The sequence below is a fragment of the Kitasatospora sp. NPDC048715 genome (assembly GCF_043198905.1).
Lineage (GTDB): Bacteria > Actinomycetota > Actinomycetes > Streptomycetales > Streptomycetaceae > Kitasatospora > Kitasatospora lactacystinica.
Genome location: NZ_JBICVH010000001.1, coordinates 747,563 through 769,189 on the forward strand (window position 1 = coordinate 747,563; position 21,627 = coordinate 769,189).

Genomic DNA, 21,627 nt, shown 5'->3' on the forward strand with positions numbered 1-21,627 from the left:
GCTTGGGAGAATCGCTCCCATGGGACACGTCGAGATTTCGCACCTGGAGTACTACCTGCCGGACGGGCGCGTGTTGTTCGACGACGCGTCCTTCCGGGTCGGAGAGGGCGCCGCGGTCGCCCTGGTCGGTGCCAACGGCGCCGGCAAGACCACCCTGCTGCGCATGATCGCGGGGGACATCCAGCCGCACGGCGGCTCGGTGACGATCAGCGGCGGGCTCGGCGTGATGCGCCAGTTCGTCGGCACCACCGGCCGCGAGGACCAGTCGTCCACCCCGGGCGCGCTGCCGGCCGACGCCTCGGTGCGCGACCTGCTGGTGTCGGTCGCCCCCGAGCGGATCGCCAAGGCCGCCCGCGCGGTGGACGCCGCCGAGCTGGCGATGATCGCCCAGGACGACGAGAAGACGCAGATGGCCTACGCCCAGGCGCTCTCGGACTGGGCCGACGTCGGCGGCTACGACTACGAGACGGACTGGGACGTCTGCACCACGGCGGCCCTCGGGGTGCCGTTCGACAAGGCCCAGTGGCGGGGCCTGAACACCCTCTCCGGCGGCGAGCAGAAGCGGCTCGTCCTGGAGGCGCTGCTGCGCGGCCCGGAGGAGGTGCTGCTGCTCGACGAGCCGGACAACTACCTGGACGTCCCGGGCAAGCGCTGGCTGGAGGAGGCCATCAAGACCACCTCGAAGACGGTGCTGTACATCTCGCACGACCGCGAGCTGCTCTCGAAGACCGCGGACAAGATCATCGCCGTCGAGTCCGGCGCCGCCGGCAGCAGCGTCTGGGTGCACGGCGGCGGCTTCGACAGCTTCCACGAGGCCCGCAAGGACCGCTTCGCGCGCTTCGAGGAACTGGGCCGGCGCTGGGACGAGGAGCACGCCAAGCTCAAGAAGCTGGTCGTCACCCTGCGCCAGGCGGCCTCGGTCAGCCACGCGCTCGCCACCCGCTACGCCGCCGCCCAGACCCGGCTGAAGAAGTTCGAGGAGGCCGGCCGCCCGGAGGAGCCCCCGCGCGAGCAGAGCATCACCATGCGGCTCAAGGGCGGGCGCACCGGCATGCGCGCCTTCACCCTGGAGCAGCTGGAGCTCACCGGCCTGATGCAGCCCTTCGACCTGGAGGTCTTCTACGGCGAGCGGGTCGCGGTGCTGGGCGCCAACGGCGCCGGCAAGTCGCACCTGCTGCGGCTGCTGGCCGGTGACACGACGGTCGGGCACACCGGGGACTGGAAGCTCGGCGCCCGGGTCGTACCCGGCCACTTCCGGCAGACCCACGCCCACCCGGAGCTGTTCGGCCGCACCGTGCGGTCGATCGTCGAGGAGGAGCACGCGCTCAGCCGCGGCGCCGCGATGGGGGCGCTGCGCCGCTACGAGCTGGACCGCCAGGAGGAGCAGAAGTTCGAGTCGCTGTCCGGCGGGCAGCAGGCCCGGCTGATGATCCTCAAGCTCGAACTCTCCGGCGTGACGGCCCTGTTGCTCGACGAGCCGACCGACAACCTGGACCTGGAGAGCGCCGAGGCCCTGCAGACCGGCCTGGAGGCCTTCGAGGGCACCGTGCTGTGCGTCACCCACGACCGCTGGTTCGCCAGGACCTTCGACCGCTTCCTGGTGTTCGGGGCGGACGGCCGGGTGTACGAGTCGTCGGAGCCGGTCTGGGACGTGACCCGGGTGGAGCGCGAACGCTGAGTCGCGACCGGCCCGGCCGGGAGGGGTCCAGCCGATTTTTGACCCCTCAGGGTCGGGCCGGTAACCTGGACGCTTGATGTGCGTATTGGCTCGCTCTATCTCACGTGAGAGGTCGGTACGCCGGAGACATCAGGTCGTCGACCAGCGGTCCCCCTTGAATTGCGTCCAAGGTTGGCCAGGCTGCTCTGCCGTCCGGGTGCTCCTGTCAGGACTCACTCACTGAAAAGCGAAGGCTACGACCGTGCGTACGTACAGCCCCAAGCCCGGCGACGTCCAGCGTCAGTGGCACGTCATCGACGCGACCGACGTCGTGCTCGGCCGCCTGGCCTCCCAGGCCGCCAACCTCCTCCGGGGCAAGCACAAGGCGATCTACGCGCCGCACGTTGACACTGGTGACTTCGTCATCATCATCAACGCCGACAAGGTGCACCTGTCCGGTAACAAGAAGACCCAGAAGCTGGCCTACCGCCACTCGGGCTTCCCGGGCGGTCTGCGCTCGGTGCGCTACGACGACCTGCTGGCGAACAACCCGGAGAAGGCCGTCGAGAAGGCCATCAAGGGCATGATCCCCAAGAACAGCCTGGGCCGCCAGATGCTCTCCAAGCTGAAGGTCTACTCGGGCGACCAGCACCCGCACGCTGCCCAGCAGCCGGTGCCGTTCGAGATCACCCAGGTCGCGCAGTAATTCGGCCACCAAGCCCCCCAACACTGAAAAGAGCTGAGGAACATCGTGGCCGAGACCACTGAAACCCTTGAGGTCGACTTCGACGAGGCCGTTGAGGCCGTCGAGGGCGAGTACACCTCCGAGGAGAGCTACACCTCCGAGTCCCTGGCCGGCCGCTTCGGCGAGGCCACCCCGGGCGCCGGCCTCGGCCGTCGCAAGGAGGCGATCGCCCGCGTGCGCATCGTCCCCGGCACCGGCCAGTGGAAGATCAACGGTCGCACCCTCGAGGGTTACTTCCCGAACAAGGTGCACCAGCAGACCGTGAACGAGCCCTTCAAGCTCCTTGAGCTGGACGGCCGTTACGACGTCGTCGCCCGCATCAGCGGTGGTGGCGTGTCCGGCCAGGCCTACGCGCTGCGCCTCGGCGTCGCCCGTGCCCTGAACGAGGCCGACGTGGACAACAACCGCGCCGCCCTGAAGAAGGCCGGCTTCCTGATGCGTGACGCCCGTGCCGTCGAGCGCAAGAAGGCCGGTCTGAAGAAGGCCCGCAAGGCGCCGCAGTACAGCAAGCGCTAATCGCCTCCCCGGGGGTGCGCTCCGCCCTGGCGGCGCACCCCCTGGTTGTGCGAAACCGTCGCCCCGGAGTACCTCGAGTACTCCGGGGCGACGTGTTCCCCGGCTACTGTGCGGCGGCCGGGATCTTCGGTTGGGTTCCGAGCAGTGGTGATGGAGGACGGGACAGTGGGACGACTCTTCGGTACGGACGGCGTGCGCGGGGTGGCCAACGAGGGCCTGACGGCGGAGCTGGCGCTCGGTCTGTCGGTCGCGGCGGCCCATGTGCTCGGCGAGGCCGGCGCCTTCGACGGCCACCGGCCGGTCGCGGTGGTCGGCCGTGACCCGCGCGCCTCGGGCGAGTTCCTGGAGGCCGCCGTCATCGCCGGTCTGGCGAGCGCCGGCGTCGACGTCCTGCGGGTCGGCGTCCTGCCCACCCCGGCCGTGGCGTACCTCACCGGCGCGCTCGGCGCCGACTTCGGCGTGATGCTGTCCGCCAGCCACAACGCCATGCCGGACAACGGCATCAAGTTCCTCGCCCGCGGCGGCCACAAGCTGGACGACCGGATCGAGGACGCGATCGAGTCCCACTACCGCAAGCACACGCTCGGCGACGAGGACTGGAACCGTCCGACCGGCGCGGCCGTCGGCCGGGTGCGCGAGTACACCGAGGGCTTCGACAAGTACGTCGCCCACCTGATCGGCGTGCTGCCCAACCGCCTGGACGGCATCAAGGTCGTCATCGACGGCGCCCACGGCGCGGCCGCCTACGTCGCCCCCGAGGCCTTCGCCCGGGCCGGTGCCGAGGTGGTCCACACCCTGGGGGCCGAGCCCACCGGCCTCAACATCAACGACGGCGTCGGCTCCACCCACCTGGACCGGCTGCGGGTCGCGATGAAGGAGCACAAGGCCGACCTGGGCATCGCCCTGGACGGCGACGCGGACCGCTGCCTGGCCGCCGACGCCGAGGGCGCCGAGGTGGACGGCGACCAGATCATCGCCATCCTCGCGGTCGCCATGAAGGAGGCCGGCACCCTGCGCCGCAACACCGCGGTGGCCACCGTGATGTCCAACCTCGGCTTCAAGCTGGCGATGGAGCGCGAGGGCATCGAGCTGGTGGAGACCGCCGTCGGCGACCGCTACGTGCTGGAGGCGATGAAGGAGCACGGCTTCGCGCTGGGCGGCGAGCAGTCCGGCCACGTGATCCTGCTGGACCACGCCACCACCGGTGACGGCACCCTGACCGGCCTGATGCTGGGCGCCCGGCTGGCCGCCACCAAGCAGCCGCTGGCCGACCTGGCCGCCGTGATGACCCGGCTGCCGCAGGTGCTGATCAACGTCAAGGGCGTCGACAAGTCCCGGGTGCGGACCAGCACCGAGCTGACCGCCGCGGTCGCCGCGGCCGAGGCCGAGCTGGGCTCCACCGGCCGGGTGCTGCTGCGCCCGTCGGGCACCGAGCCGCTGGTCCGGGTGATGGTCGAGGCCGCCGACCCGGCGCAGGCCGAGGCGGTCGGGCAGCGGCTGGCCGACGCGGTGCGCACCCACCTGGGCTGAGCCCCGGAGACGGCGAAGGGCCCCCGCGCGACGCGGGGGCCCTTCGTGTCGTGCCCGGCGGGCGCTCAGAGCTTGCGCAGCAGCGCCCGGCGGACCTTGTGGTCCGAGCCCTTCTGGAGGATCAGGGTGGCGCGGCCGCGGGTCGGCAGCACGTTCTCCAGCAGGTTGGGCTTGTTGATGGTGCGCCAGACCTGCCGGCCGTACTCCATCGCCTCCTCCTCCGGCACCTCGGTGAAGCGGCGGAAGTAGGAGTTCGGGTCCTGGAAGGCGGTCTGCCGCAGCTTGCGGAAGCGGTCCAGGTACCAGTGCTCGATGTCGTCGGTCCGGGCGTCGACGTAGATCGAGAAGTCGAAGTAGTCGGCCACCGCGAGGCGGGTGCGGCCGTCGGAGCCGGGCAGGGCCGGCTGGAGCACGTTCAGGCCCTCGACGATCAGGATGTCCGGGCGCTCCACGGTCAGCCGCTCGCCCTGCACGATGTCGTACACCAGGTGCGAGTAGACCGGCGCGCTGACCCGCTCCTTGCCCGCCTTCACGTCCGCGACGAAGCGCATCAGCGCCCGGCGGTCGTACGACTCCGGGAAGCCCTTGCGGGCCATCAGGCCGCGCCGGCGCAGCTCGGCGTTGGGGAGCAGGAAGCCGTCGGTGGTGACCAGCTCGACCCGGGGGTGCTCGGGCCAGCGGGCGAGCAGCGCCTGGAGCAGGCGGGCGGTGGTGGACTTGCCGACCGCCACGGAGCCGGCCACGCCGATGATGAACGGGGTGCGGGTGCGTTCGGTGTCCGGGGTGTCCAGGAAGGTGCCCAGCGTGCCGCGCAGCTCGTGCGTGGCGTGGATGTACAGGTTCAGCAGGCGGGACAGCGGCAGGTAGACGTCGCGGACCTCGTCCAGGTCGAGGGCGGTGCCGAGGCCGCGCAGCCGTTCCACCTCCTCGGCGGTCAGCGGCAGTGGCGTACGCTCGCGCAGCGCGCTCCACTCGGCCCGGCTGAGGTCGACGTAGGGGGACGGCGACGGGCCGGGCGTGGCGGCGCCCCGCGTACAGAGTTCGGTCAGCACATGCTCCATTGTGAGCCGTAGCGGCGTTCACGGTGGCTGTGGTGTCGGTCACGCAGCGTTCGCGCGCGAGGGGGAAACGGCCACAGAACCGCCCTTATGCTGGCACGCATGTGCGGAATTGTTGGATACGTGGGCGCTCAGTCCGCCCTCGACGTAGTAATCGCAGGCTTGCAGCGACTGGAGTACCGGGGCTACGACTCGGCCGGTGTCGCGGTGCAGGTCCAGGACTCCGAGGGGCAGTGGAGCCTGGCCACCGACAAGCGGGCGGGCAAGCTCGCCAATCTGGAGAAGTCGCTCGCCGAGACCCCTCTGCCCGGCGGCACCACCGGCATCGGCCACACCCGCTGGGCCACCCACGGCGGCCCGACGGACGCCAACGCCCACCCCCACCTGGACGACCACCAGCGGGTGGCCGTGGTGCACAACGGCATCATCGAGAACTTCGCGCAGCTGCGCGCCGAGATCGCCGAGCGCGGCCACACCCTCCGGTCCGAGACCGACACCGAGGTCGTCGCCCACCTGCTGGGCGAGGCCTACGCGGGTGACCTCGCCGAGGCCATGCGGGTGGTCTGCCGTCAGCTGGAGGGCGCCTTCACCCTGGTCGCCGTGCACGCGGACGCGCCGGACGTGGTCGTCGGTGCCCGCCGCAACTCGCCGCTGGTGGTCGGCCGCGGCGAGGGCGAGAACTTCCTCGCCTCGGACGTCGCCGCCTTCATCGCCCACACCCGCGAGGCGATCGAGCTGGGCCAGGACCAGGTGGTCGAGCTGCGCCGGGAGGGCGTGACCGTCACCAACTTCGACGGCACCCCGGCCGACGTGCGCGAGTACCACGTCGACTGGGACGCCTCGGCCGCCGAGAAGGGCGGCTACGACTACTTCATGCTCAAGGAGATCGCCGAGCAGCCGAAGGCGGTCGCCGACACCCTCCTCGGCCGGATCGGCACCGACGGCCGGCTGACCCTGGACGAGCTGCGGATCTCCGACGCCGACCTGCGCTCGGTCGACAAGGTCGTCATCGTGGCCTGCGGCACGGCCTTCCACGCCGGCATGATCGCCAAGTACGCGATCGAGCACTGGACCCGCATCCCCTGCGAGGTCGAGGTCGCCTCCGAGTTCCGCTACCGCGACCCGATCATGGGCCCGGGCACGCTGGTCATCGCCATCTCGCAGTCCGGCGAGACCATGGACACCCTGATGGCCCTGCGGCACGCCCGCGAGCAGGGCGCCAAGGTGCTGGCGATCTGCAACACCAACGGCTCCACCATCCCGCGCGAGTCGGACGCGGTGCTGTACACCCACGCCGGCCCGGAGGTCGCGGTCGCCTCGACCAAGGCGTTCCTGACCCAGCTGGTCGCCTGCTACCTGGTCGCCCTGTACCTGGGCCAGGTGCGCGGCACCAAGTGGGGCGACGAGATCTTCGCCGTCATCAAGGAGCTCGGCGACGCGCCGAAGCAGGTCGAGCAGGTCCTGGAGACCATGGAGCCGGTGCGCGAGCTGGCCCGCTCGCTGGCCGACGCCCGCTCGGTGCTGTTCCTCGGCCGCCACGTCGGCTTCCCGGTGGCCCTGGAGGGCGCGCTCAAGCTCAAGGAGCTGGCGTACATGCACGCCGAGGGCTTCGCGGCGGGCGAGCTCAAGCACGGCCCGATCGCGCTGATCGAGGAGGGGCTGCCGGTCGTGGTGGTCGTGCCCTCGCCGCGCGGACGCTCGATCCTGCACGACAAGATCGTCTCCAACATCCAGGAGATCAGGGCCCGCGGTGCCCGCACGATCGTGATCGCCGAGGAGGGCGACGAGGCCGTCGTCCCGTACGCGGACCACCTGATCCGCATCCCGGCCACCCCGGTGCTGCTCCAGCCGCTGGTCGCCACCGTCCCGCTCCAGGTCTTCGCCTGCGAGCTGGCCACGGCCAAGGGCCACGAGGTCGACCAGCCGCGCAACCTGGCGAAGTCGGTCACCGTCGAGTAGTCGCTCGGCGGCACGGCGCCCCTGCGGTGGCTGCGTCCTACCGCAGGGGCGCCGTGTCGAGCGTGAAGGAGAACGGGGCGGGGAGCTTGATGCACCTGCCGAATTCGGTTTCGTGAAGGGTGGTGTAGTCGCCGTTCCTCGGATCCGTGAACAGCGTCACCCTGCCTTCGCTGCGGTCGATGAGCAGGTAGCACGGAATGCCCGCAGCGGCGTAGCCCAGGCGCTTGGCCTCGCGGTCCTTGTGCGGGTTGATCGAGGTGACTTCAAGGACCAGTTCGACTCCCACCGCGGATGACCACGAATCCTGAGCGCGGAAATGGCCGACCGGAGCGACCGTGGCGTCCGGGATGAAACGGCCCTTGGGGGTGATCAGTCCCTTCCCGCCGCTGACGTACAGGTCCTCGGCTGCCTCACGCGCAACAGCGCGGGCGAACCGGGCGATGGCGTCCTCATGGTCGCCGTCCGGCGGTGGCGTCACGACGATCTCCCCTTCGATGAGCTCGGCCTTGAAACCGGGTGGGGTGTCCAACTCCAGAAACGCCTGGAGGAGGCTGTCCTCGCCCAGCGGGTGCTCGACTGCCGGCATGGCGACCATGGCCCTTCTCCCTCCTGTGGGTCCGTGCCGAGCCACAAGGTAGGCGTACGGACCGGCACCGGCGGGGGATCGAAGTGGTTGTCACTCGAAAGTGTGCCGCAGGCCCGGCTCCCGCGGGGCGGTGGCGCGGGCTAGCGTCGGAGGCAGCCGACCGCTGAAGGAGTTCTCCCCATGCGTCATGCACACCCTGTGGAAACCGTCCGGGCCGCCGAGGCCGAGCTGATGGCGCGGCTGCCGGAGGGCACCCTGATGCAGCGGGCGGCCGCGGGGCTGGCCGCGACCTGCGCGCGGCTGCTGACGCGGCGTCGGGGGCGGGTGTACGGCAGCCGGGTGACGGTGCTCGCGGGCAGCGGGGACAACGGGGGTGACGCCCTGTACGCCGGGGCCGCGCTGGCCCGGCGCGGGGCGCGGGTGACGGCGGTGCTGCTGGCGCCGCAGAAGGCCCACCCGGGCGGGCTGGCCGCGCTGCGGGCCGCCGGCGGGCGGGTGACGGCGGAGCGGGAAGTCGGCCTGGCCGACTTCTCGCGCGCGGACCTGGTGCTGGACGGGATCGTCGGCATCGGCGGCCGGGGCGGGCTGCGCCCGGAGGCCGTGCCGTACGCGAGGGCCGAGCGGCACGGGATCGTGGTGGCGGTGGACCTGCCGAGCGGGGTGGACGCCGACACCGGGGAGGTGCCGGGCGCCGCGCTGCGGGCCGACGTCACGGTCTGCTTCGGCACGTACAAGCCCGGGCTGCTGGTCGACCCGGGGGCCTCGTACGCGGGGGCCGTGCAGCTGGTCGGCATCGGGCTGGAGCCGCCCGCCGCGCGGGTGACGGCGCTCCAGCACGCGGACGTGGCGGCGCTGCTGCCGGAGCCGGGCGCGGAGAGCGACAAGTACCGGCGCGGCGTCGTCGGGGTGGCGGCCGGCTCGGCGACCTACCCGGGGGCGGCGCTGCTGGCGGTGGCCGGGGCGCTGCACGGCGGCGCGGGCGCCGTCCGGTACGTGGGCACGGCGGCCGAGGAGGTGGTGCGGCGCTTCCCGGAGGTGCTGGTCACCGAGGGCGGGCCGGCCGGCGCCGGACGGGTGCAGGCCTGGGTGGTCGGGCCGGGCGGCGGCGAGGGGGCGCGGCAGGCGCTGACCGAGGCGCTGGCGAGCGACGTCCCGGTGCTGGTGGACGCCGACGGGCTGACCGAGCTGGGCCGGCTCGGCCCGGACGCGCTGGCCGGCCGCACCGCGCCCACCCTGCTCACCCCGCACACCGGCGAGGCCGCCCGGCTGCTCGCCGGCGCCGACGGCGGCACACCGCCGGCCGCCGACGACCTGGCCGCGGCCCGGCTGGCCACCGCCCGACGGCTGGCGGCCGGCTACCGCGCCACGGTGCTGCTGAAGGGCTCCACCACGGTGGTCGCCGATCCGGGCGGGGCCGTCCGGGTGAACCCCACCGGCACCTCCTGGCTGGCCACCGCCGGCAGCGGCGACGTGCTGGCCGGGCTGGCCGGCTCCCTGTTGGCGGCCGGCCTCGCGCCGCTGGACGCCGCGTCGGCGGCCGCCTACCTGCACGGCCTGGCCGGCCGCGAGGCGGCGGGCGTGCCGGGCGCCCCGACGACGGCGCTCGCGGTGGCCGGGGCGCTCCCGGCGGTGTGGCGGGCGGTCCGCGCGGGGTGACCGCCGGAACCGGGACATCCGGTTGCGGCGTCCTGAACGGGGTGAACGGGCGGTCCGCCGCACGTCGGCGCGTCGTAGGGGTCCGCCGCGCCGCCGGGCCGTTCGGCGAGGACTCCGGGACGTCTGGGAGACTGACCCTGATGACAACTGCGAACACGACCGGCACAGCCACCCGCACCGACGGCCTCCGGGCCGAGGCGACCATCGATCTCGCCGCCCTGCGCGGCAACCTCGCCGCCCTGCGCGAACGCGTCGGCGGCGCGGCGGTGATGCTCGCCGTCAAGGCGAACGCCTACGGCCACGGCGCGGTCGAGTGCGCCCGGGAAGCGGTCGCGAACGGGATCGGCTGGCTCGGCTGCGCGACGCCGGACGAGGCGCTGGCGCTGCGGGCCGCGGGCATCCGCCCGGAGCAGGCCCGCATCCTGTGCTGGCTGTGGACGCCGGGCGGGCCCTGGCACGAGGCGCTGCGCGCGGACCTGGACATCTCGGTCAGCGGCCAGTGGGCGCTGGACGAGCTGCTGCCCGCCGTCCGCGAGACCGGCATCCCGGCCCGGGTGCACCTGAAGGCCGACACCGGCCTCGGCCGCAACGGCTGCCAGCCGCACGACTGGCCGCGGCTGGTGGCCGACGCCCGCCGGGCCGAGACGGAGGGGCTGCTGACGGTCGTCGGCGTGTGGTCGCACTTCGCCGCGGCGGACGAGCCGGGCCACCCGTCGATCCAGGCCCAGCTGGACTCCTACCGCGCCGCGCTGGCCACGGCCGAGGCCGCCGGGCTGCGCCCCGCGGTCCGGCACCTGGCGAACTCCCCGGCCGCCCTGCTGCTGCCCGAGTCGCACTTCGACCTGGTCCGCACCGGCCTGGCCGCGTACGGGCTGTCGCCGGTGCCGGAGGTGGGCTCGCCGGCCGACTTCGGGCTGCGCCCGGTGATGGCGCTGACCGCGCGGCTGGCGCTGGTCAAGCACGTCCCCGGCGGGCACGGGGTCAGCTACGGCCACCACTACACGACGCCGGGCGAGACCACCCTGGGCCTGGTCCCGGTCGGCTACGGCGACGGCATCCCCCGGCACGCCAGCGGTACCGGCCCGGTGCAGATCGACGGCAAGTGGCGCACGGTGGCCGGCCGGGTCGCGATGGACCAGTTCGTGGTGGACCTCGGCGGCGACACCCCGGCGATCGGCGACGAGGTGCTGCTGTTCGGCAACGGCGAGCGCGGCGAGCCCACCGCGGAGGACTGGGCCCGCGCCTGCGGCACCATCTCGTACGAGATCATCACCCGGATCGGCGCCCGGGTGCCCCGCCGCTACCTCGGCGGCAGCCACCCGGAGGGCCCGTCGGCATGACCGGCGCACCGGCCGAGGGCAGTCCGGTCGCGGCGGTCGCCAAGGCGGCCGGCGCCGCCTCCGGGGTGAGCCGGGCGGGTGTGATCGGGATCTCGGTCGGCGTACTGGCGGCCGGGGCGGCCGCGGGCGTCGCGGTGGAGCGGCTGACCGTAGGCCGGGCGATGCGCCGCCGGGCCCGGGCCGAGCTGGACGCGAACGCCCCGTACGGCTCGCTGCGCGGCCGTCCGAGGACGGTGGCCGCGCCGGACGGCACCGAGCTGTACGTCGAGCTGGACGGCACCGGCTGGAGCGGGCCGGACGGGGACGGCGCCGGCGCCGAGCCGCTGACCGTGGTGTTCTGCCACGGCTACTGCCTCAACCAGGACAGCTGGCACTTCCAGCGGGCCGCGCTGCGCGAGGGCATGCGGCTGGTCCTCTGGGACCAGCGCAGCCACGGCCGCTCCGAGCGCTCCCGTTCGTACCTGGCGGGCGAGCCGGCCGGCATCGACCAGCTGGGCGGCGACCTCAAGGCCGTGATCGACGCCGTCGCCCCGACCGGGCCGCTGGTGCTGGTGGGCCACTCGATGGGCGGCATGACGGTGATGGCGCTGGCCGACCAGCACCCGGAGCTGTTCCGCGAGAGGGTCGCCGGGGTGGCGCTGATCGGCACCCTCGCCGGGGACTGGAACGAGGTCAGCCTCGGCCTGCCGAGGGCCGGCGCGAAGCTGTTCAGGAAGGTCGCGCCCGGCATGGTGAAGCTGCTGGGCCGCCAGGTCGACCTGGTCGAGGCGACCAGGCGGCTGGGTTCGGACGTGGCCGCCGTGTTCTACCGGAGGTTCTCCTTCGGCGGCCGGGACGTCGACCCCGGCGTGGTGCGCTTCGCCGAGCAGCTGCTGGACGCCACCCCGATCGACGTGGTCGCCGAGTTCTACCCGGTGTTCGGCGCGCACGAGAAGTACGAGGCGCTGGCCGCCCTGCGGGGCCTGCCCGCGCTGGTGCTGGCTGGGACGAAGGACCTGCTGACGCCCTCGACGCACAGCGAGGCGATGGCCGCGCGGCTGCCCGGCGCCGAACTGGTCCTGGCCGAGGGCGCCGGGCACCTGGTGATGCTGGAACGCCCGGAGCTGGTGGACCACGAGCTGGCGCGGCTGCTGCGCCGGGCCGCCGGCTTCGCCGGGGCGGCGCCGCTGCCCGCGGCCGTCCTCGACCTGGCCCGGGAGCGGGTCGCGGAAGCCGTCGTCGACCCCGTGTGAGCCCCGGTGGCGCGCGGATGTGGCACGGTAGCGGTGGCGGCCGGTGGTCGGTGCGCCGGTACGGACCGAAGGGCAAGACACGCGCATGGGCTCGCACGCCACTCTCACCGTCCCCACCCCGGAGCGGATGGGCCGGCTCGGCCGGGAGCTGGCCGCGCTGCTGCGGCCGGGTGACCTGGTGCTGCTCTCCGGGGAGCTGGGCGCGGGGAAGACCACGCTGACCCGGGGCCTGGGGGAGGGCCTGCAGGTCCGCGGGGCGGTGACCTCGCCGACCTTCGTGATCGCCCGGGTGCACCCCTCGCTGGTCGGCGGCCCGGCGCTGGTGCACGTGGACGCGTACCGGCTGGGCGGGGACCTGGACGAGATGGAGGACCTCGACCTGGACGTCTCGCTGCCCGAGTCGGTGGTCGTGGTCGAGTGGGGCGAGGGCAAGGTCGAGCGGCTGTCCGAGGACCGGCTGGAGGTCCGGATCGAGCGCGCCATCGGCGGCACGGCGGACGGGGACGACCAGGACCCGCGCCGGGTGGTGCTGACCGGGATCGGCCCGCGCTGGGCGGACGCGGCGCTGGCGGACCTCGGATAGCGGACGGGCGCCGAGGGGGGCGACGACGTCCCGCTGACATCTTGCCGACAGGCTGTCGGCAAGATGTTGCGGGCGGGGTGCCGGGCGTGGTGGGATGGGTGCTGCGGTTAGGTCTGCCTAACTAGGGAGGCGCCATGTCGAGCACCACCCCCGCCCCGAAGCGCGCGGTCCCCGCCGCCGGGGCCGGAGAACCGGCCCGTCGCGCTCCGGGAGAGCCGATGCGGGCGCTGCTGGCCGCCTGCGCGGCCGCCGAGGCGGTGTCCACCCCGCCCGAACCGCGGCCCCGACAGGACGAACGGCCCGAGGCGCAGGCGCCCCGGGCCGCGTGAGGCCGGTCCTTCCGGGCCGGGCCGTTCCGGGCCGTCCGGGTCAGGCGATCACGACCACCTTGGTGTCCTTGGGCGCGAAGTCCCAGAGCAGCTGCCCCTCGGCGCGCCCGCTGCGGATGCCGCCGGTCTTGGCGCTCGGGTCGGTGGTCGGCGTCGCGCCGTCCACCGCCGCGCTGAAGCCGAACACCACGCCGTTCTGCTGCGCGAAGCGCACCACGTGCTCGATCTGCTTGCCGTCCGTCCCGGTGGTGGTCTGGGTGCGGCTGTACACGGCGTAGCTGCCCGGGGCCGGCTCGACCGAGCCCGGGGTGACCGGGAAGGCGGCCGCGACCTGCGGGGTCTTCTTCGGGTCGACCAGCCAGACGTAGTGGCTGCCGACCGAGTAGACCACCCGGATGCCGGTGCCCGAGGTGGTCGGCAGCGCCGGGACGGTCGGGGTGGCCGAGGCGGTCGGCGCCGCGGCGGTGGCCGTGCCGGTCGCCGTGGTGGTGGCCGTGGGCCTGGGGCCGCCGGCCCGGTCCTGGGCGCCGTTGGCCTGGAAGGCCAGCAGGCTCACCACCGCCAGGGCCCCCAGGGTCAACCCCGTGACCACCACTCCAGGACCCATCTTCGCCACGTTGCCGCTCCCGCCGCCGTCCCTTTACGTACGGCCCCATCGTGCCAGGTTCATCCGCGCGGGTCGCAGCGCCTCGGATGTGTGTTCCCGGCTGGTACACCTTGCCGATCGGCCGGTCGGCCCAACGCGGTCTAACCTTGACCCCGTGCTGCTGCTCGCGTTCGACACCGCTACCCCCGCCGTCACCGCCGCCGTCCACGACGGCACGGCCGTCCTCGCCGAGACCCACCAGGTCGACGCCAGGCGCCACGGCGAACTGTTGCTGCCCGCGATCGACGGGGTGCTGCGGGCCGCCGGGGTGGACAAGCACCGGCTGACCGGCATCGCGGTCGGCGTCGGCCCCGGCCCGTACACCGGCCTGCGGGTCGGCCTGGTGACCGCCGCCGCGCTCGGCCACGCGCTCGGGCTGCCGGTGCACGGCGTCTGCACCCTGGACGCGATCGCCTTCCAGGCCCGCGCCGAGGGCCTGGCCGGGCAGCCGTTCACGGTCGCCACCGACGCGCGCCGCAAGGAGGTCTACTGGGCCTCGTACGACGCCGAGGGCCGCCGCACCGAGGGCCCCGGCGTGGACCGCCCGGCCGAGCTGCCCCCGCAGGAACGCTCCGTCGGCGCCGGCGCGCTGCTTTACCCCGACGCCTTCCCGGGCGGGCACGGCCCCGAGCACGTCTCGGCCGGCGCCCTGGCCGGTTTCGCCGCCGCCGAGCTGGCCGCCGGGCGCGAGCTGCTGCCGAACCACCCGCTGTACCTGCGCCGCCCGGACGCCCAGGTCCCGGCCGGCTACAAGGCGGTGCTCCCGGCGTGAACCACGGCACCACCCTGCGCCCGATGCGCTGGTGGGACATCGCGCCGGTGCTGGAGCTGGAGCTGCGGCTCTTCCCCGAGGACGCCTGGTCCGCCGGGATGTTCTGGTCCGAACTGGCCGACTCCCACCCCGGCGGCACCCGCCACTACACCGTCGCGGCCGCCCCGGACGGCACGATCGTCGGCTACGCCGGCCTGATGGCGATCGCCGGTGAGGGCGACGTCCAGACCATCGCCGTCGACGCGCGCCACCAGGGATCCGGCCTCGGCGCGGCGCTGCTCACCGACCTGATCCGGGAGGCCGCCCGGCGCGAGTGCGCCGAGCTGCTGCTGGAGGTGCGGGTGGACAACCCGCGCGCCCAGCGGCTGTACGAGCGCCACGGCTTCGAACCGGTGGGCATCCGGCGCGGCTACTACCAGCCCGCCAACGTCGACGCGCTGGTGATGCGCCTCGACTCCCCGAGCACTGACAGCACTGACCCGAAGGACATTGAGGACACCCGCCATGGCTGACGAACCGCTCGTCCTCGGCATCGAGACCTCCTGCGACGAGACCGGCGTCGGCATCGTGCGCGGCACCACGCTGCTGGCCGACGCGGTCGCCTCCAGCGTCAACGACCACGCCCGCTTCGGCGGCGTCGTCCCGGAGATCGCCAGCCGCGCGCACCTGGAGGCGATGGTCCCGACCATCCAGCGCGCCCTGGACACCGCCGGGATCAAGGCGAGCGACCTGGACGGCATCGCCGTCACCGCGGGCCCCGGCCTGGCCGGCGCGCTGCTGGTCGGCGTCAGCGCCGCGAAGGCGTACGCCTGGGCCCTGGACAAGCCGCTGTACGGGGTCAACCACCTCGCCTCGCACATCTGCGTCGACCAGTTGGAGCACGGCCGGCTGCCCTCGCCGACGATGGCCCTGCTGGTCTCCGGCGGGCACTCCTCGCTGCTGCTCAGCGAGGACATCACCAGCGACGTCCGCCCGCTCGGCGCGACCATCGACGACGCGGCCGGCGAGGCCTTCGACAAGGTCGCCCGGGTGCTCGGCCTCGGCTTCCCCGGCGGCCCGATCGTCGACCGCACGGCCCGCGACGGCGACCCGAAGGCGATCGCCTTCCCGCGCGGCCTGACCGGCAAGAACGACCCGGAGTACGACTTCTCCTTCTCCGGCCTGAAGACCGCCGTCGCCCGCTGGGTGGAGGCCAGGCGCCGGGCCGGCGAGGAGGTGCCGATCGCCGACGTGGCGGCGTCCTTCCAGGAGGCGGTCACCGACGTGCTCACCCGCAAGGCCGTCAAGGCGTGCAAGGACAGCGGCGTCGACCACCTGATGATCGGCGGCGGCGTGGCGGCCAACTCGCGGCTGCGCGAGATGGCCCAGCAGCGCTGCGACCGGGCCGGCATCCGGCTGCGGGTGCCCCGGCCGGGCCTGTGCACCGACAACGGCGCGATGGTCGCGGCGCTCGGCGCCGAGATGGTGTGGCGCGACCGCACGCCGTCCGCCTTCGACCTGTCCGCCGACTCCTCGCTGCCGGTGACCGAGGTCCACGTGCCCCACACCGACGTCCACGGCCAGGCCTACGACGCCCTCGGCGGTGGCGCGGCATGACCGTCGCCGCGATGTGGGAGGCCCGGGCCGCCGACGGGTGCGGGCCCGAACTCGCTGCCTGGGCAAGGGAGTCGGCGCTGCCCCGGCTCCGCGGCTCGGCCGGGCTGGAGCGCCTCGAACTGCTCACCGCCCCGGGCGGGCGGGTGCTGCTGATCACCTGGTGGAACGGCGAGCCGGTGCCCGTCGCCGACCCGCCGGCCGAGCTGCTCGGCCGCCCGGTGCACCGCTGGTCCTTCACCAGCGAGCACGTGGAGTAGCCCCGTACCGGGAACCGCAGGACCGGCCGTTACCGTGCATAGCTGAGAGAATGCTGGACGGGAACCGGGAGCGCGCAGCGGTGATCAGGAACGGGCGGAGCAGGACCAGGACGTACGCGGCGGGGGCGGTGGCCCTGCTGGCCCTCGCCACCGGGTGCGGCGACAACGGGGGCGGCGGCAGCGCCGCCCCGGCCGCCGCGACCACGCCGGCCGCGCCCCGGTCCTCCGGCGCCGCGCCGACCGCGGCCGCGACCACCGCCGCCGCGGCCGGCGCCCCGGCGGGAGCGGGCGCGGCGGCCTGGGCCAAGTGGAACCTCACCCCGCTCGCCCCCGCCCCGGCGCCGCCCGCCGACAGGCCGATAAAGCTCGAACGGACGGGCCCCGTCCCGGTGTTCAGCGACGTGAAAACGAGCGACAAGGTCGTCTTCATCACCATCGACGACGGGGCCGAGAAGGACCCGAAGTTCGTCGAGATGCTCACCGACCTCAAGGTGCCGATATCGATGTTCCTGACCCGGGACATCGTCAAGAACGACTACGGCTACTTCAAGCCGCTCCAGGCCCTGGGCAACCACGTCCAGAACCACACCGTGGACCACCCGGTGATGAGCAGGATCCCGGCGGAGAAGCAGAAGTCCGAGATCTGCGACGCGCAGTCCGCGCTCACCCAGCAGTACGGCGCCGCCCCGCTGCTGTTCCGCCCGCCGTTCGGCGACGGCGCCAACACCCCGACGCTCAACACCTCGGTCCAGCAGTGCGGCCCGCGCGCGATGGTGCTCTGGCGCGAGTCGATGCAGATCCACGACATGCAGTACCAGGCGGGGGACAAGCAGCTGAAGCCCGGCGACATAATCCTGGCGCACTTCCGCGGCCCCAAGGAGCTCAAGGGCGCCACGATGACCCAGATGTTCGGCGACCTGCTGGCCCGGATACAGGAGCAGGGCTTCTCGGTGGCGCGGCTGGAGGACTACATCCAGCCACCCGTGTGACCGAGGCCGCGGGTCGACCCCCTAGGACGCCGCGACCGGCTGTCCCAGCATCATCAGCGGCCCGTTGTCGGTGCGGCTGAGGATCACCGTGACGCTGTTCGGCCCGGAGGGCTTGAGCTGGCGGCGCAGCTCCTCCGGGGTGATCGCCATCCCGCGCTTCTTGATCACCACCGTGCCGACCGCCCGCTCGCGCAGCAGCGCCTTCAGCTTCTTGATGTGGAACGGCAGCACGTCGGTGAGCTCGAAGGCGTGCGCGTACGGGGTGGCGACCAGCTCGTCCGAGGTCAGGTAGGCGATCTTCGGGTCGATCAGCCGGCCGCCCACCTGCCCGGCCACCTCGGCCACCAGGTGGGCCCGGATCACCGCGCCGTCCGGCTCGTACAGGTACCGCCCGACCGGGCCGGCCGGCGGGTCGGGCAGGTCGCCGCCGGTCAGGCTGGCGCCCTGCGGCAGCAGGGTGGCGCGGTGCGGGCTCGCGGCCCTGGTGCCGAACCAGAGCACCGCCTCCTTGACGTCGCCGTGGTCGGAGACCCACTCGGCCTCGGCGTCCCGCGGCACGGCCTCGTGCGGGATGCCCGGCGCGACCTTCAGCGCGCCGATCGGGGTCCGCCGGCCGGCCTCGATCGCCCAGGAGAGCGGCGGGGCGTACGCCTCCGGGTCGAACACCCGGCCGCGCGAGGTGCGCCGGGCCGGGTCGGTGAACACCGCGTCGTAGCCGGTGACGTCCACCTCGGCGACGTCCGCGCAGCGCACCTCGACCAGCTCGGACAGGCCCAGGGCGGCGGCGTTGGCCGCGGTGGCGGCGCAGGCCGCCGGGTCCTTGTCGACGGCCAGCACCTCGATGCCCGCCCGGGCCAGCGCCAGCACGTCCCCGCCGATGCCGCAGCACAGGTCCGCCAGCCGTCGGACGCCCAGCGCGGCGAACCGCTGCGCCCGCCACTCGGCCACGCTGCGCCGGGTGGACTGCTCGACCCCGTTGGGCGTGAAGTACATCAGGTCGGCGTCCGCCCCGAACTTCGCCCGCGCCCGCTGCCGCAGCCGCGCCTGCCCGAAGGCCGCCGAGACCAGCTCCGCCGGATGCTCCCGGCGCAGACGGGTCGCCAGCGCCAGCTCCTCCTCGGGGGTGAACTCGCGCAGTTCGGCGAGCAGGGCCTGGCCCTCGGGCGTCAGCAGCGGCTGGAGGTTCTCGGTGTCCACGGGGGCCATTCTCGCCGCTCGGCCGGTCGGTCACCGCAGCGGTGCGGCGGTCACCGGCCGATGACGGGGATGCCGGAGGCGAGCCAGCCCACGAGCACGCCCAGCGGTGCCGCGGCCACCGCGGCGTACGGCGTGATCCGGTAGCCGAGCCGCCGGGTGCCCCGGAAGGTCAGGGTCAGCAGCACGAGCAGGACCACGACGCCGAAGACGTCCAGGGCCACCGTCCCGGGGCCGTACAGGGCGAGCAGCTTCAGCACGTTGAGCACGAGCGATCCGAGGAACACCGCGACGGCGGTCACCGCGAGCACCACCGCAGCGAGCACCAGGTCCGCCGCCCAGTGGATCCGCGGCGGCGCGGACGGGGCGGCCGCTCGGATCACCGGAACGCCCCCGGGACGAGCGGCGGCGCGGGCGGGGCGTCCTTCGCGCCGGAGGGGCCGACGCGTACCGGGGTGTCCGTCATGGCAGGAGTCTGCCCGAGGGAGCGCCGTCCGTACATGGGTACGGGAATCCGGACGCCCGCTCGACTTCCGGTGGGCGGGGCGGCGGGTCCGTCGGCGGGCCGGCCGACGGGTGCGACGGGCCCGCGCACAGGGGTCGGACGCACCGGGATCGAGGTCACGGCAGGAGTCCGCGGGGGCCGGGCCGGGGCGCACGCGAGTGCGGCTGCTCACCCGCGGAACCGGGAGTCCCAGGGCGCGTCGTTGGCACTCTGGTTGACTGAGTGCTAACACGGCCCTATGGTCGTCCTTGGCACTCCCCACCGGGAGAGTGCTAACGCGACGACGTGTGTCTGACCCCCGCGACGGCAGGCCCGCAGGATCGCCCTACCCGTTAGAAAACCCCGTAATCTCCGAAGGGGAGCTCGGACGTGACCACCAGCAGCAAGGTTGCCATCAAGCCGCTCGAGGACCGCATTGTGGTCCAGCCGCTCGACGCCGAGACCACCACGGCCTCCGGCCTGGTTATCCCGGACACCGCCAAGGAGAAGCCCCAGGAGGGCGTCGTCCTGGCCGTCGGCCCGGGCCGCTTCGAGGACGGCCAGCGTCTGCCGCTCGACGTCGCCGTGGGTGACATCGTCCTGTACTCGAAGTACGGCGGCACCGAGGTGAAGTACCAGGGCGAGGAGTACCTGGTGCTTTCCGCCCGCGACGTCCTCGCGATCATCGAGAAGTAAGACGTTCCGACCCGCCCCGGATCCGTGTCCCAAGTGACAGGGGCCCGGGGCGTGGTTGTTGGTTCACGTAGTTCGGCGGCCGGTGGGCCGGCCGCAGCCCCGAGGGAATAGGGAACATGGCGAAGATCCTGCAGTTCGACGAGGACGCCCGCCGCTCGCTGGAGCGCGGTGTCAACAAGCTGGCCGACACCGTCAAGGTGACCATCGGCCCCAAGGGCCGCAACGTCGTCATCGACAAGAAGTTCGGCGCCCCGACCATCACCAACGACGGTGTCACCATCGCCCGCGAGGTCGAGCTGGACGACCCGTACGAGAACCTTGGCGCGCAGCTCGTCAAGGAGGTCGCCACCAAGACCAACGACGTCGCGGGTGACGGCACCACCACCGCCACCGTGCTGGCCCAGGCCCTGGTCAACGAGGGTCTGCGCAACGTCGCCGCCGGTGCCGGCCCGGCCGCCCTGAAGAAGGGCATCGACAAGGCCGTCGCCGCCGTCTCCGAGCACCTGCTCTCGATCGCCCGCGAGATCGAGGGCAAGGACGACGTCGCCGCCGTCGCGTCGCTCTCCGCCCAGGACACCCAGGTCGGCGAGCTGATCGCCGAGGCGATCGACAAGGTCGGCAAGGACGGTGTCATCACCGTCGAGGAGTCGAACACCTTCGGCGTGGAGCTGGACTTCACCGAGGGCATGCAGTTCGACAAGGGCTACCTGTCGCCGTACTTCGTCACCGACGCGGAGCGGCAGGAGGCGGTCCTGGAGGACCCGTACATCCTGATCAACCAGGGCAAGATCTCCTCCATCCAGGAGCTGCTGCCGCTGCTGGAGAAGATCCTCCAGGGCGGTGCCTCCAAGCCGCTGCTGATCATCGCCGAGGACGTCGACGGCGAGGCGCTGTCGACCCTGGTCGTCAACAAGATCCGCGGCACCTTCAACGCCGTCGCCGTCAAGGCCCCGGGCTTCGGCGACCGCCGCAAGGCGATCCTCGGCGACCTGGCCGTCCTGACCGGCGGCACGGTCATCTCCGAGGAGGTCGGCCTCAAGCTCGACCAGGTCGGCCTGGACGTGCTGGGCACCGCCCGCCGCGTGACCATCACCAAGGACGAGACCACCGTCGTCGACGGCGCCGGTGACTCCGAGGCCGTGGCCGGCCGCGTCGCCCAGATCAAGGGCGAGATCGCCGCGACCGACTCCGACTGGGACCGCGAGAAGCTGCAGGAGCGCCTGGCCAAGCTGGCCGGCGGCGTCTGCGTCATCAAGGTCGGCGCCGCCACCGAGGTGGAGCTGAAGGAGCGCAAGCACCGCCTGGAGGACGCCATCTCGGCGACCCGTGCCGCGGTCGAGGAGGGCATCGTCGCCGGCGGTGGCGCCTCCCTGGTCCACGCCGCCAAGGTGCTGGACGGTGGCCTGGGCCTGTCGGGCGACGAGGCGACCGGTGTCGCGGTCGTCCGCAAGGCGCTGCACGAGCCGCTGCGCTGGATCGCCCAGAACGCCGGCCTGGAGGGCTACGTCATCACCTCCAAGGTCTCCGAGCTGGAGGCCGGCCAGGGCTACAACGCCGCCACCGGTGAGTACGGCGACCTGGTGAAGGCCGGCGTCATCGACCCGGTCAAGGTCACCCGCTCCGCCCTGGAGAACGCCGCCTCGATCGCCTCCCTGCTTCTCACCACCGAGACCCTCGTGGTGGAGAAGAAGGAGGAGGAGGCCGACAACGGTCACGGCCACGGCCACGGCCACTCGCACTGAGGCTCCGACGCCTGACCGGAGGCCCGGTCCGCGCCCCGCGAGGGGTGGCGGGCCGGGCCT

At 73.2% G+C, this 21,627-nt stretch carries 22 protein-coding genes; 17 read left to right on the forward strand and 5 right to left on the reverse strand.

Annotated features, from left to right (window positions below; translation table 11 throughout):
• Positions 1-19: 19 nt before the first annotated feature.
• The 4 genes from ACGFSC_RS03505 (at position 20) to glmM (ending at position 4,448) form a co-directional block, all read left to right on the forward strand.
• Positions 20-1,678, forward strand: coding sequence for an ATP-binding cassette domain-containing protein (locus tag ACGFSC_RS03505; protein ID WP_359897503.1), 1,659 nt, complete (start codon positions 20-22; stop codon positions 1,676-1,678).
• A gap of 241 nt (positions 1,679-1,919) precedes the next feature.
• The gene (rplM, locus tag ACGFSC_RS03510) at positions 1,920-2,363 is read left to right on the forward strand and encodes a 50S ribosomal protein L13 (protein ID WP_030055846.1); all 444 of its coding nucleotides are present in this window, start codon (positions 1,920-1,922) and stop codon (positions 2,361-2,363) included.
• A gap of 45 nt (positions 2,364-2,408) precedes the next feature.
• Complete coding sequence (rpsI, locus tag ACGFSC_RS03515) at positions 2,409-2,918, forward strand: 30S ribosomal protein S9 (RefSeq protein ID WP_350503556.1); 510 nt, start codon at positions 2,409-2,411, stop codon at positions 2,916-2,918.
• Positions 2,919-3,083: 165 nt separating this feature from the next.
• The gene (gene glmM / locus ACGFSC_RS03520) at positions 3,084-4,448 is read left to right on the forward strand and encodes a phosphoglucosamine mutase (RefSeq protein WP_359897502.1); all 1,365 of its coding nucleotides are present in this window, start codon (positions 3,084-3,086) and stop codon (positions 4,446-4,448) included.
• Positions 4,449-4,513: 65 nt separating this feature from the next.
• On the opposite strand, the gene coaA is transcribed toward glmM, so the two are convergent.
• Entirely contained in the window at positions 4,514-5,509 is a 996-nt protein-coding gene (gene coaA, locus ACGFSC_RS03525) for a type I pantothenate kinase (RefSeq protein ID WP_359897501.1), read from the reverse strand.
• Between the two features lie 99 nt (positions 5,510-5,608).
• On the opposite strand from coaA, the gene glmS reads away from it, so the two are divergent.
• Complete coding sequence (gene glmS / locus ACGFSC_RS03530) at positions 5,609-7,465, forward strand: glutamine--fructose-6-phosphate transaminase (isomerizing) (RefSeq protein ID WP_359897500.1); 1,857 nt, start codon at positions 5,609-5,611, stop codon at positions 7,463-7,465.
• A 37-nt stretch (positions 7,466-7,502) separates the two neighbouring features.
• On the opposite strand, the gene ACGFSC_RS03535 is transcribed toward glmS, so the two are convergent.
• Positions 7,503-8,060, reverse strand: a complete 558-nt coding sequence (locus ACGFSC_RS03535; RefSeq protein WP_359897499.1) for a Uma2 family endonuclease — start codon at positions 8,058-8,060, stop codon at positions 7,503-7,505.
• Positions 8,061-8,231: 171 nt separating this feature from the next.
• Here ACGFSC_RS03535 and ACGFSC_RS03540 point away from each other — a divergent pair, with 171 nt between their 5' ends.
• The 5 genes from ACGFSC_RS03540 to ACGFSC_RS03560 all read left to right on the forward strand — a co-directional run bounded on the left by ACGFSC_RS03540 (position 8,232) and on the right by ACGFSC_RS03560 (position 13,191).
• Positions 8,232-9,707 (forward strand): NAD(P)H-hydrate dehydratase, encoded by a 1,476-nt coding sequence (locus ACGFSC_RS03540; RefSeq protein WP_359897498.1) that lies wholly within the window; start codon positions 8,232-8,234, stop codon positions 9,705-9,707.
• Positions 9,708-9,847: 140 nt separating this feature from the next.
• Positions 9,848-11,047, forward strand: coding sequence for an alanine racemase (gene alr / locus ACGFSC_RS03545; protein WP_359897497.1), 1,200 nt, complete (start codon positions 9,848-9,850; stop codon positions 11,045-11,047).
• Positions 11,044-12,279, forward strand: coding sequence for an alpha/beta hydrolase (locus tag ACGFSC_RS03550; RefSeq protein ID WP_359897496.1), 1,236 nt, complete (start codon positions 11,044-11,046; stop codon positions 12,277-12,279). The genes alr and ACGFSC_RS03550 overlap by 4 nt, the downstream gene beginning before the upstream one ends.
• Before the next feature lie 85 nt (positions 12,280-12,364).
• Complete coding sequence (gene tsaE / locus ACGFSC_RS03555; protein WP_359897495.1) at positions 12,365-12,862, forward strand: tRNA (adenosine(37)-N6)-threonylcarbamoyltransferase complex ATPase subunit type 1 TsaE; 498 nt, start codon at positions 12,365-12,367, stop codon at positions 12,860-12,862.
• Positions 12,863-12,996: 134 nt separating this feature from the next.
• Entirely contained in the window at positions 12,997-13,191 is a 195-nt protein-coding gene (locus tag ACGFSC_RS03560; RefSeq protein ID WP_359897494.1) for a hypothetical protein, read from the forward strand.
• A gap of 40 nt (positions 13,192-13,231) precedes the next feature.
• Here ACGFSC_RS03560 and ACGFSC_RS03565 read toward each other — a convergent pair whose 3' ends face one another.
• On the reverse strand, positions 13,232-13,798 hold the full coding sequence (locus ACGFSC_RS03565) for a hypothetical protein (RefSeq protein ID WP_359897493.1): 567 nt from the start codon (positions 13,796-13,798) through the stop codon (positions 13,232-13,234).
• 154 nt (positions 13,799-13,952) lie between these two features.
• On the opposite strand from ACGFSC_RS03565, the gene tsaB reads away from it, so the two are divergent.
• The 5 genes from tsaB to ACGFSC_RS03590 are packed head-to-tail and all read left to right on the forward strand — an operon-like array spanning position 13,953 to position 17,451.
• Positions 13,953-14,609, forward strand: a complete 657-nt coding sequence (gene tsaB, locus ACGFSC_RS03570; RefSeq protein WP_359897492.1) for a tRNA (adenosine(37)-N6)-threonylcarbamoyltransferase complex dimerization subunit type 1 TsaB — start codon at positions 13,953-13,955, stop codon at positions 14,607-14,609.
• A 23-nt stretch (positions 14,610-14,632) separates the two neighbouring features.
• Positions 14,633-15,121, forward strand: coding sequence for a ribosomal protein S18-alanine N-acetyltransferase (rimI, locus tag ACGFSC_RS03575; RefSeq protein WP_359897586.1), 489 nt, complete (start codon positions 14,633-14,635; stop codon positions 15,119-15,121).
• Positions 15,114-16,205, forward strand: a complete 1,092-nt coding sequence (gene tsaD, locus ACGFSC_RS03580; RefSeq protein ID WP_359897491.1) for a tRNA (adenosine(37)-N6)-threonylcarbamoyltransferase complex transferase subunit TsaD — start codon at positions 15,114-15,116, stop codon at positions 16,203-16,205. Before rimI ends, tsaD begins: the two co-directional genes overlap by 8 nt.
• The gene (locus ACGFSC_RS03585; protein WP_359897490.1) at positions 16,202-16,462 is read left to right on the forward strand and encodes a hypothetical protein; all 261 of its coding nucleotides are present in this window, start codon (positions 16,202-16,204) and stop codon (positions 16,460-16,462) included. The genes tsaD and ACGFSC_RS03585 overlap by 4 nt, the downstream gene beginning before the upstream one ends.
• Positions 16,463-16,512: 50 nt before the next feature.
• A complete protein-coding gene (locus tag ACGFSC_RS03590; RefSeq protein WP_359897489.1) occupies positions 16,513-17,451 on the forward strand; it encodes a polysaccharide deacetylase family protein in 939 nt (312 codons plus the stop codon).
• Positions 17,452-17,472: 21 nt separating this feature from the next.
• On the opposite strand, the gene ACGFSC_RS03595 is transcribed toward ACGFSC_RS03590, so the two are convergent.
• Complete coding sequence (locus tag ACGFSC_RS03595) at positions 17,473-18,657, reverse strand: class I SAM-dependent methyltransferase (RefSeq protein ID WP_359897488.1); 1,185 nt, start codon at positions 18,655-18,657, stop codon at positions 17,473-17,475.
• Between the two features lie 41 nt (positions 18,658-18,698).
• Complete coding sequence (locus ACGFSC_RS03600; protein WP_359897487.1) at positions 18,699-19,028, reverse strand: hypothetical protein; 330 nt, start codon at positions 19,026-19,028, stop codon at positions 18,699-18,701.
• 491 nt (positions 19,029-19,519) lie between these two features.
• On the opposite strand from ACGFSC_RS03600, the gene groES reads away from it, so the two are divergent.
• Both groES and groL read left to right on the forward strand, forming a co-directional pair.
• Positions 19,520-19,825 carry a co-chaperone GroES gene (groES, locus tag ACGFSC_RS03605; RefSeq protein ID WP_014136232.1) on the forward strand — a complete coding sequence of 102 codons (306 nt, stop codon included), beginning with the start codon at positions 19,520-19,522 and terminating at the stop codon, positions 19,823-19,825.
• A gap of 116 nt (positions 19,826-19,941) precedes the next feature.
• Complete coding sequence (gene groL / locus ACGFSC_RS03610; protein WP_359897486.1) at positions 19,942-21,567, forward strand: chaperonin GroEL; 1,626 nt, start codon at positions 19,942-19,944, stop codon at positions 21,565-21,567.
• The last annotated feature ends 60 nt before the right edge of the window (positions 21,568-21,627 follow it).

What these genes read in the sequence shown, in the direction of transcription:
- ACGFSC_RS03560 (WP_359897494.1), top strand. Translation starts at nt 12,997, where the DNA reads ATGTCGAGCACCACCCCCGCCCCGAAGCGCGCGGTCCCCGCCGCCGGG.
- glmS (WP_359897500.1), top strand. Translation starts at nt 5,609, where the DNA reads ATGTGCGGAATTGTTGGATACGTGGGCGCTCAGTCCGCCCTCGACGTA.
- ACGFSC_RS03550 (WP_359897496.1), top strand. Translation starts at nt 11,044, where the DNA reads ATGACCGGCGCACCGGCCGAGGGCAGTCCGGTCGCGGCGGTCGCCAAG.
- ACGFSC_RS03505 (WP_359897503.1), top strand. Translation starts at nt 20, where the DNA reads ATGGGACACGTCGAGATTTCGCACCTGGAGTACTACCTGCCGGACGGG.
- ACGFSC_RS03590 (WP_359897489.1), top strand. Translation starts at nt 16,513, where the DNA reads ATGCTGGACGGGAACCGGGAGCGCGCAGCGGTGATCAGGAACGGGCGG.
- tsaE (WP_359897495.1), top strand. Translation starts at nt 12,365, where the DNA reads ATGGGCTCGCACGCCACTCTCACCGTCCCCACCCCGGAGCGGATGGGC.
- ACGFSC_RS03565 (WP_359897493.1), bottom strand. Translation starts at nt 13,798, where the DNA reads ATGGGTCCTGGAGTGGTGGTCACGGGGTTGACCCTGGGGGCCCTGGCG.
- ACGFSC_RS03585 (WP_359897490.1), top strand. Translation starts at nt 16,202, where the DNA reads ATGACCGTCGCCGCGATGTGGGAGGCCCGGGCCGCCGACGGGTGCGGG.
- coaA (WP_359897501.1), bottom strand. Translation starts at nt 5,509, where the DNA reads ATGGAGCATGTGCTGACCGAACTCTGTACGCGGGGCGCCGCCACGCCC.
- groL (WP_359897486.1), top strand. Translation starts at nt 19,942, where the DNA reads ATGGCGAAGATCCTGCAGTTCGACGAGGACGCCCGCCGCTCGCTGGAG.
- ACGFSC_RS03540 (WP_359897498.1), top strand. Translation starts at nt 8,232, where the DNA reads ATGCGTCATGCACACCCTGTGGAAACCGTCCGGGCCGCCGAGGCCGAG.
- alr (WP_359897497.1), top strand. Translation starts at nt 9,848, where the DNA reads ATGACAACTGCGAACACGACCGGCACAGCCACCCGCACCGACGGCCTC.
- ACGFSC_RS03535 (WP_359897499.1), bottom strand. Translation starts at nt 8,060, where the DNA reads ATGGTCGCCATGCCGGCAGTCGAGCACCCGCTGGGCGAGGACAGCCTC.
- tsaD (WP_359897491.1), top strand. Translation starts at nt 15,114, where the DNA reads ATGGCTGACGAACCGCTCGTCCTCGGCATCGAGACCTCCTGCGACGAG.
- ACGFSC_RS03595 (WP_359897488.1), bottom strand. Translation starts at nt 18,657, where the DNA reads ATGGCCCCCGTGGACACCGAGAACCTCCAGCCGCTGCTGACGCCCGAG.
- rimI (WP_359897586.1), top strand. Translation starts at nt 14,633, where the DNA reads ATGCGCTGGTGGGACATCGCGCCGGTGCTGGAGCTGGAGCTGCGGCTC.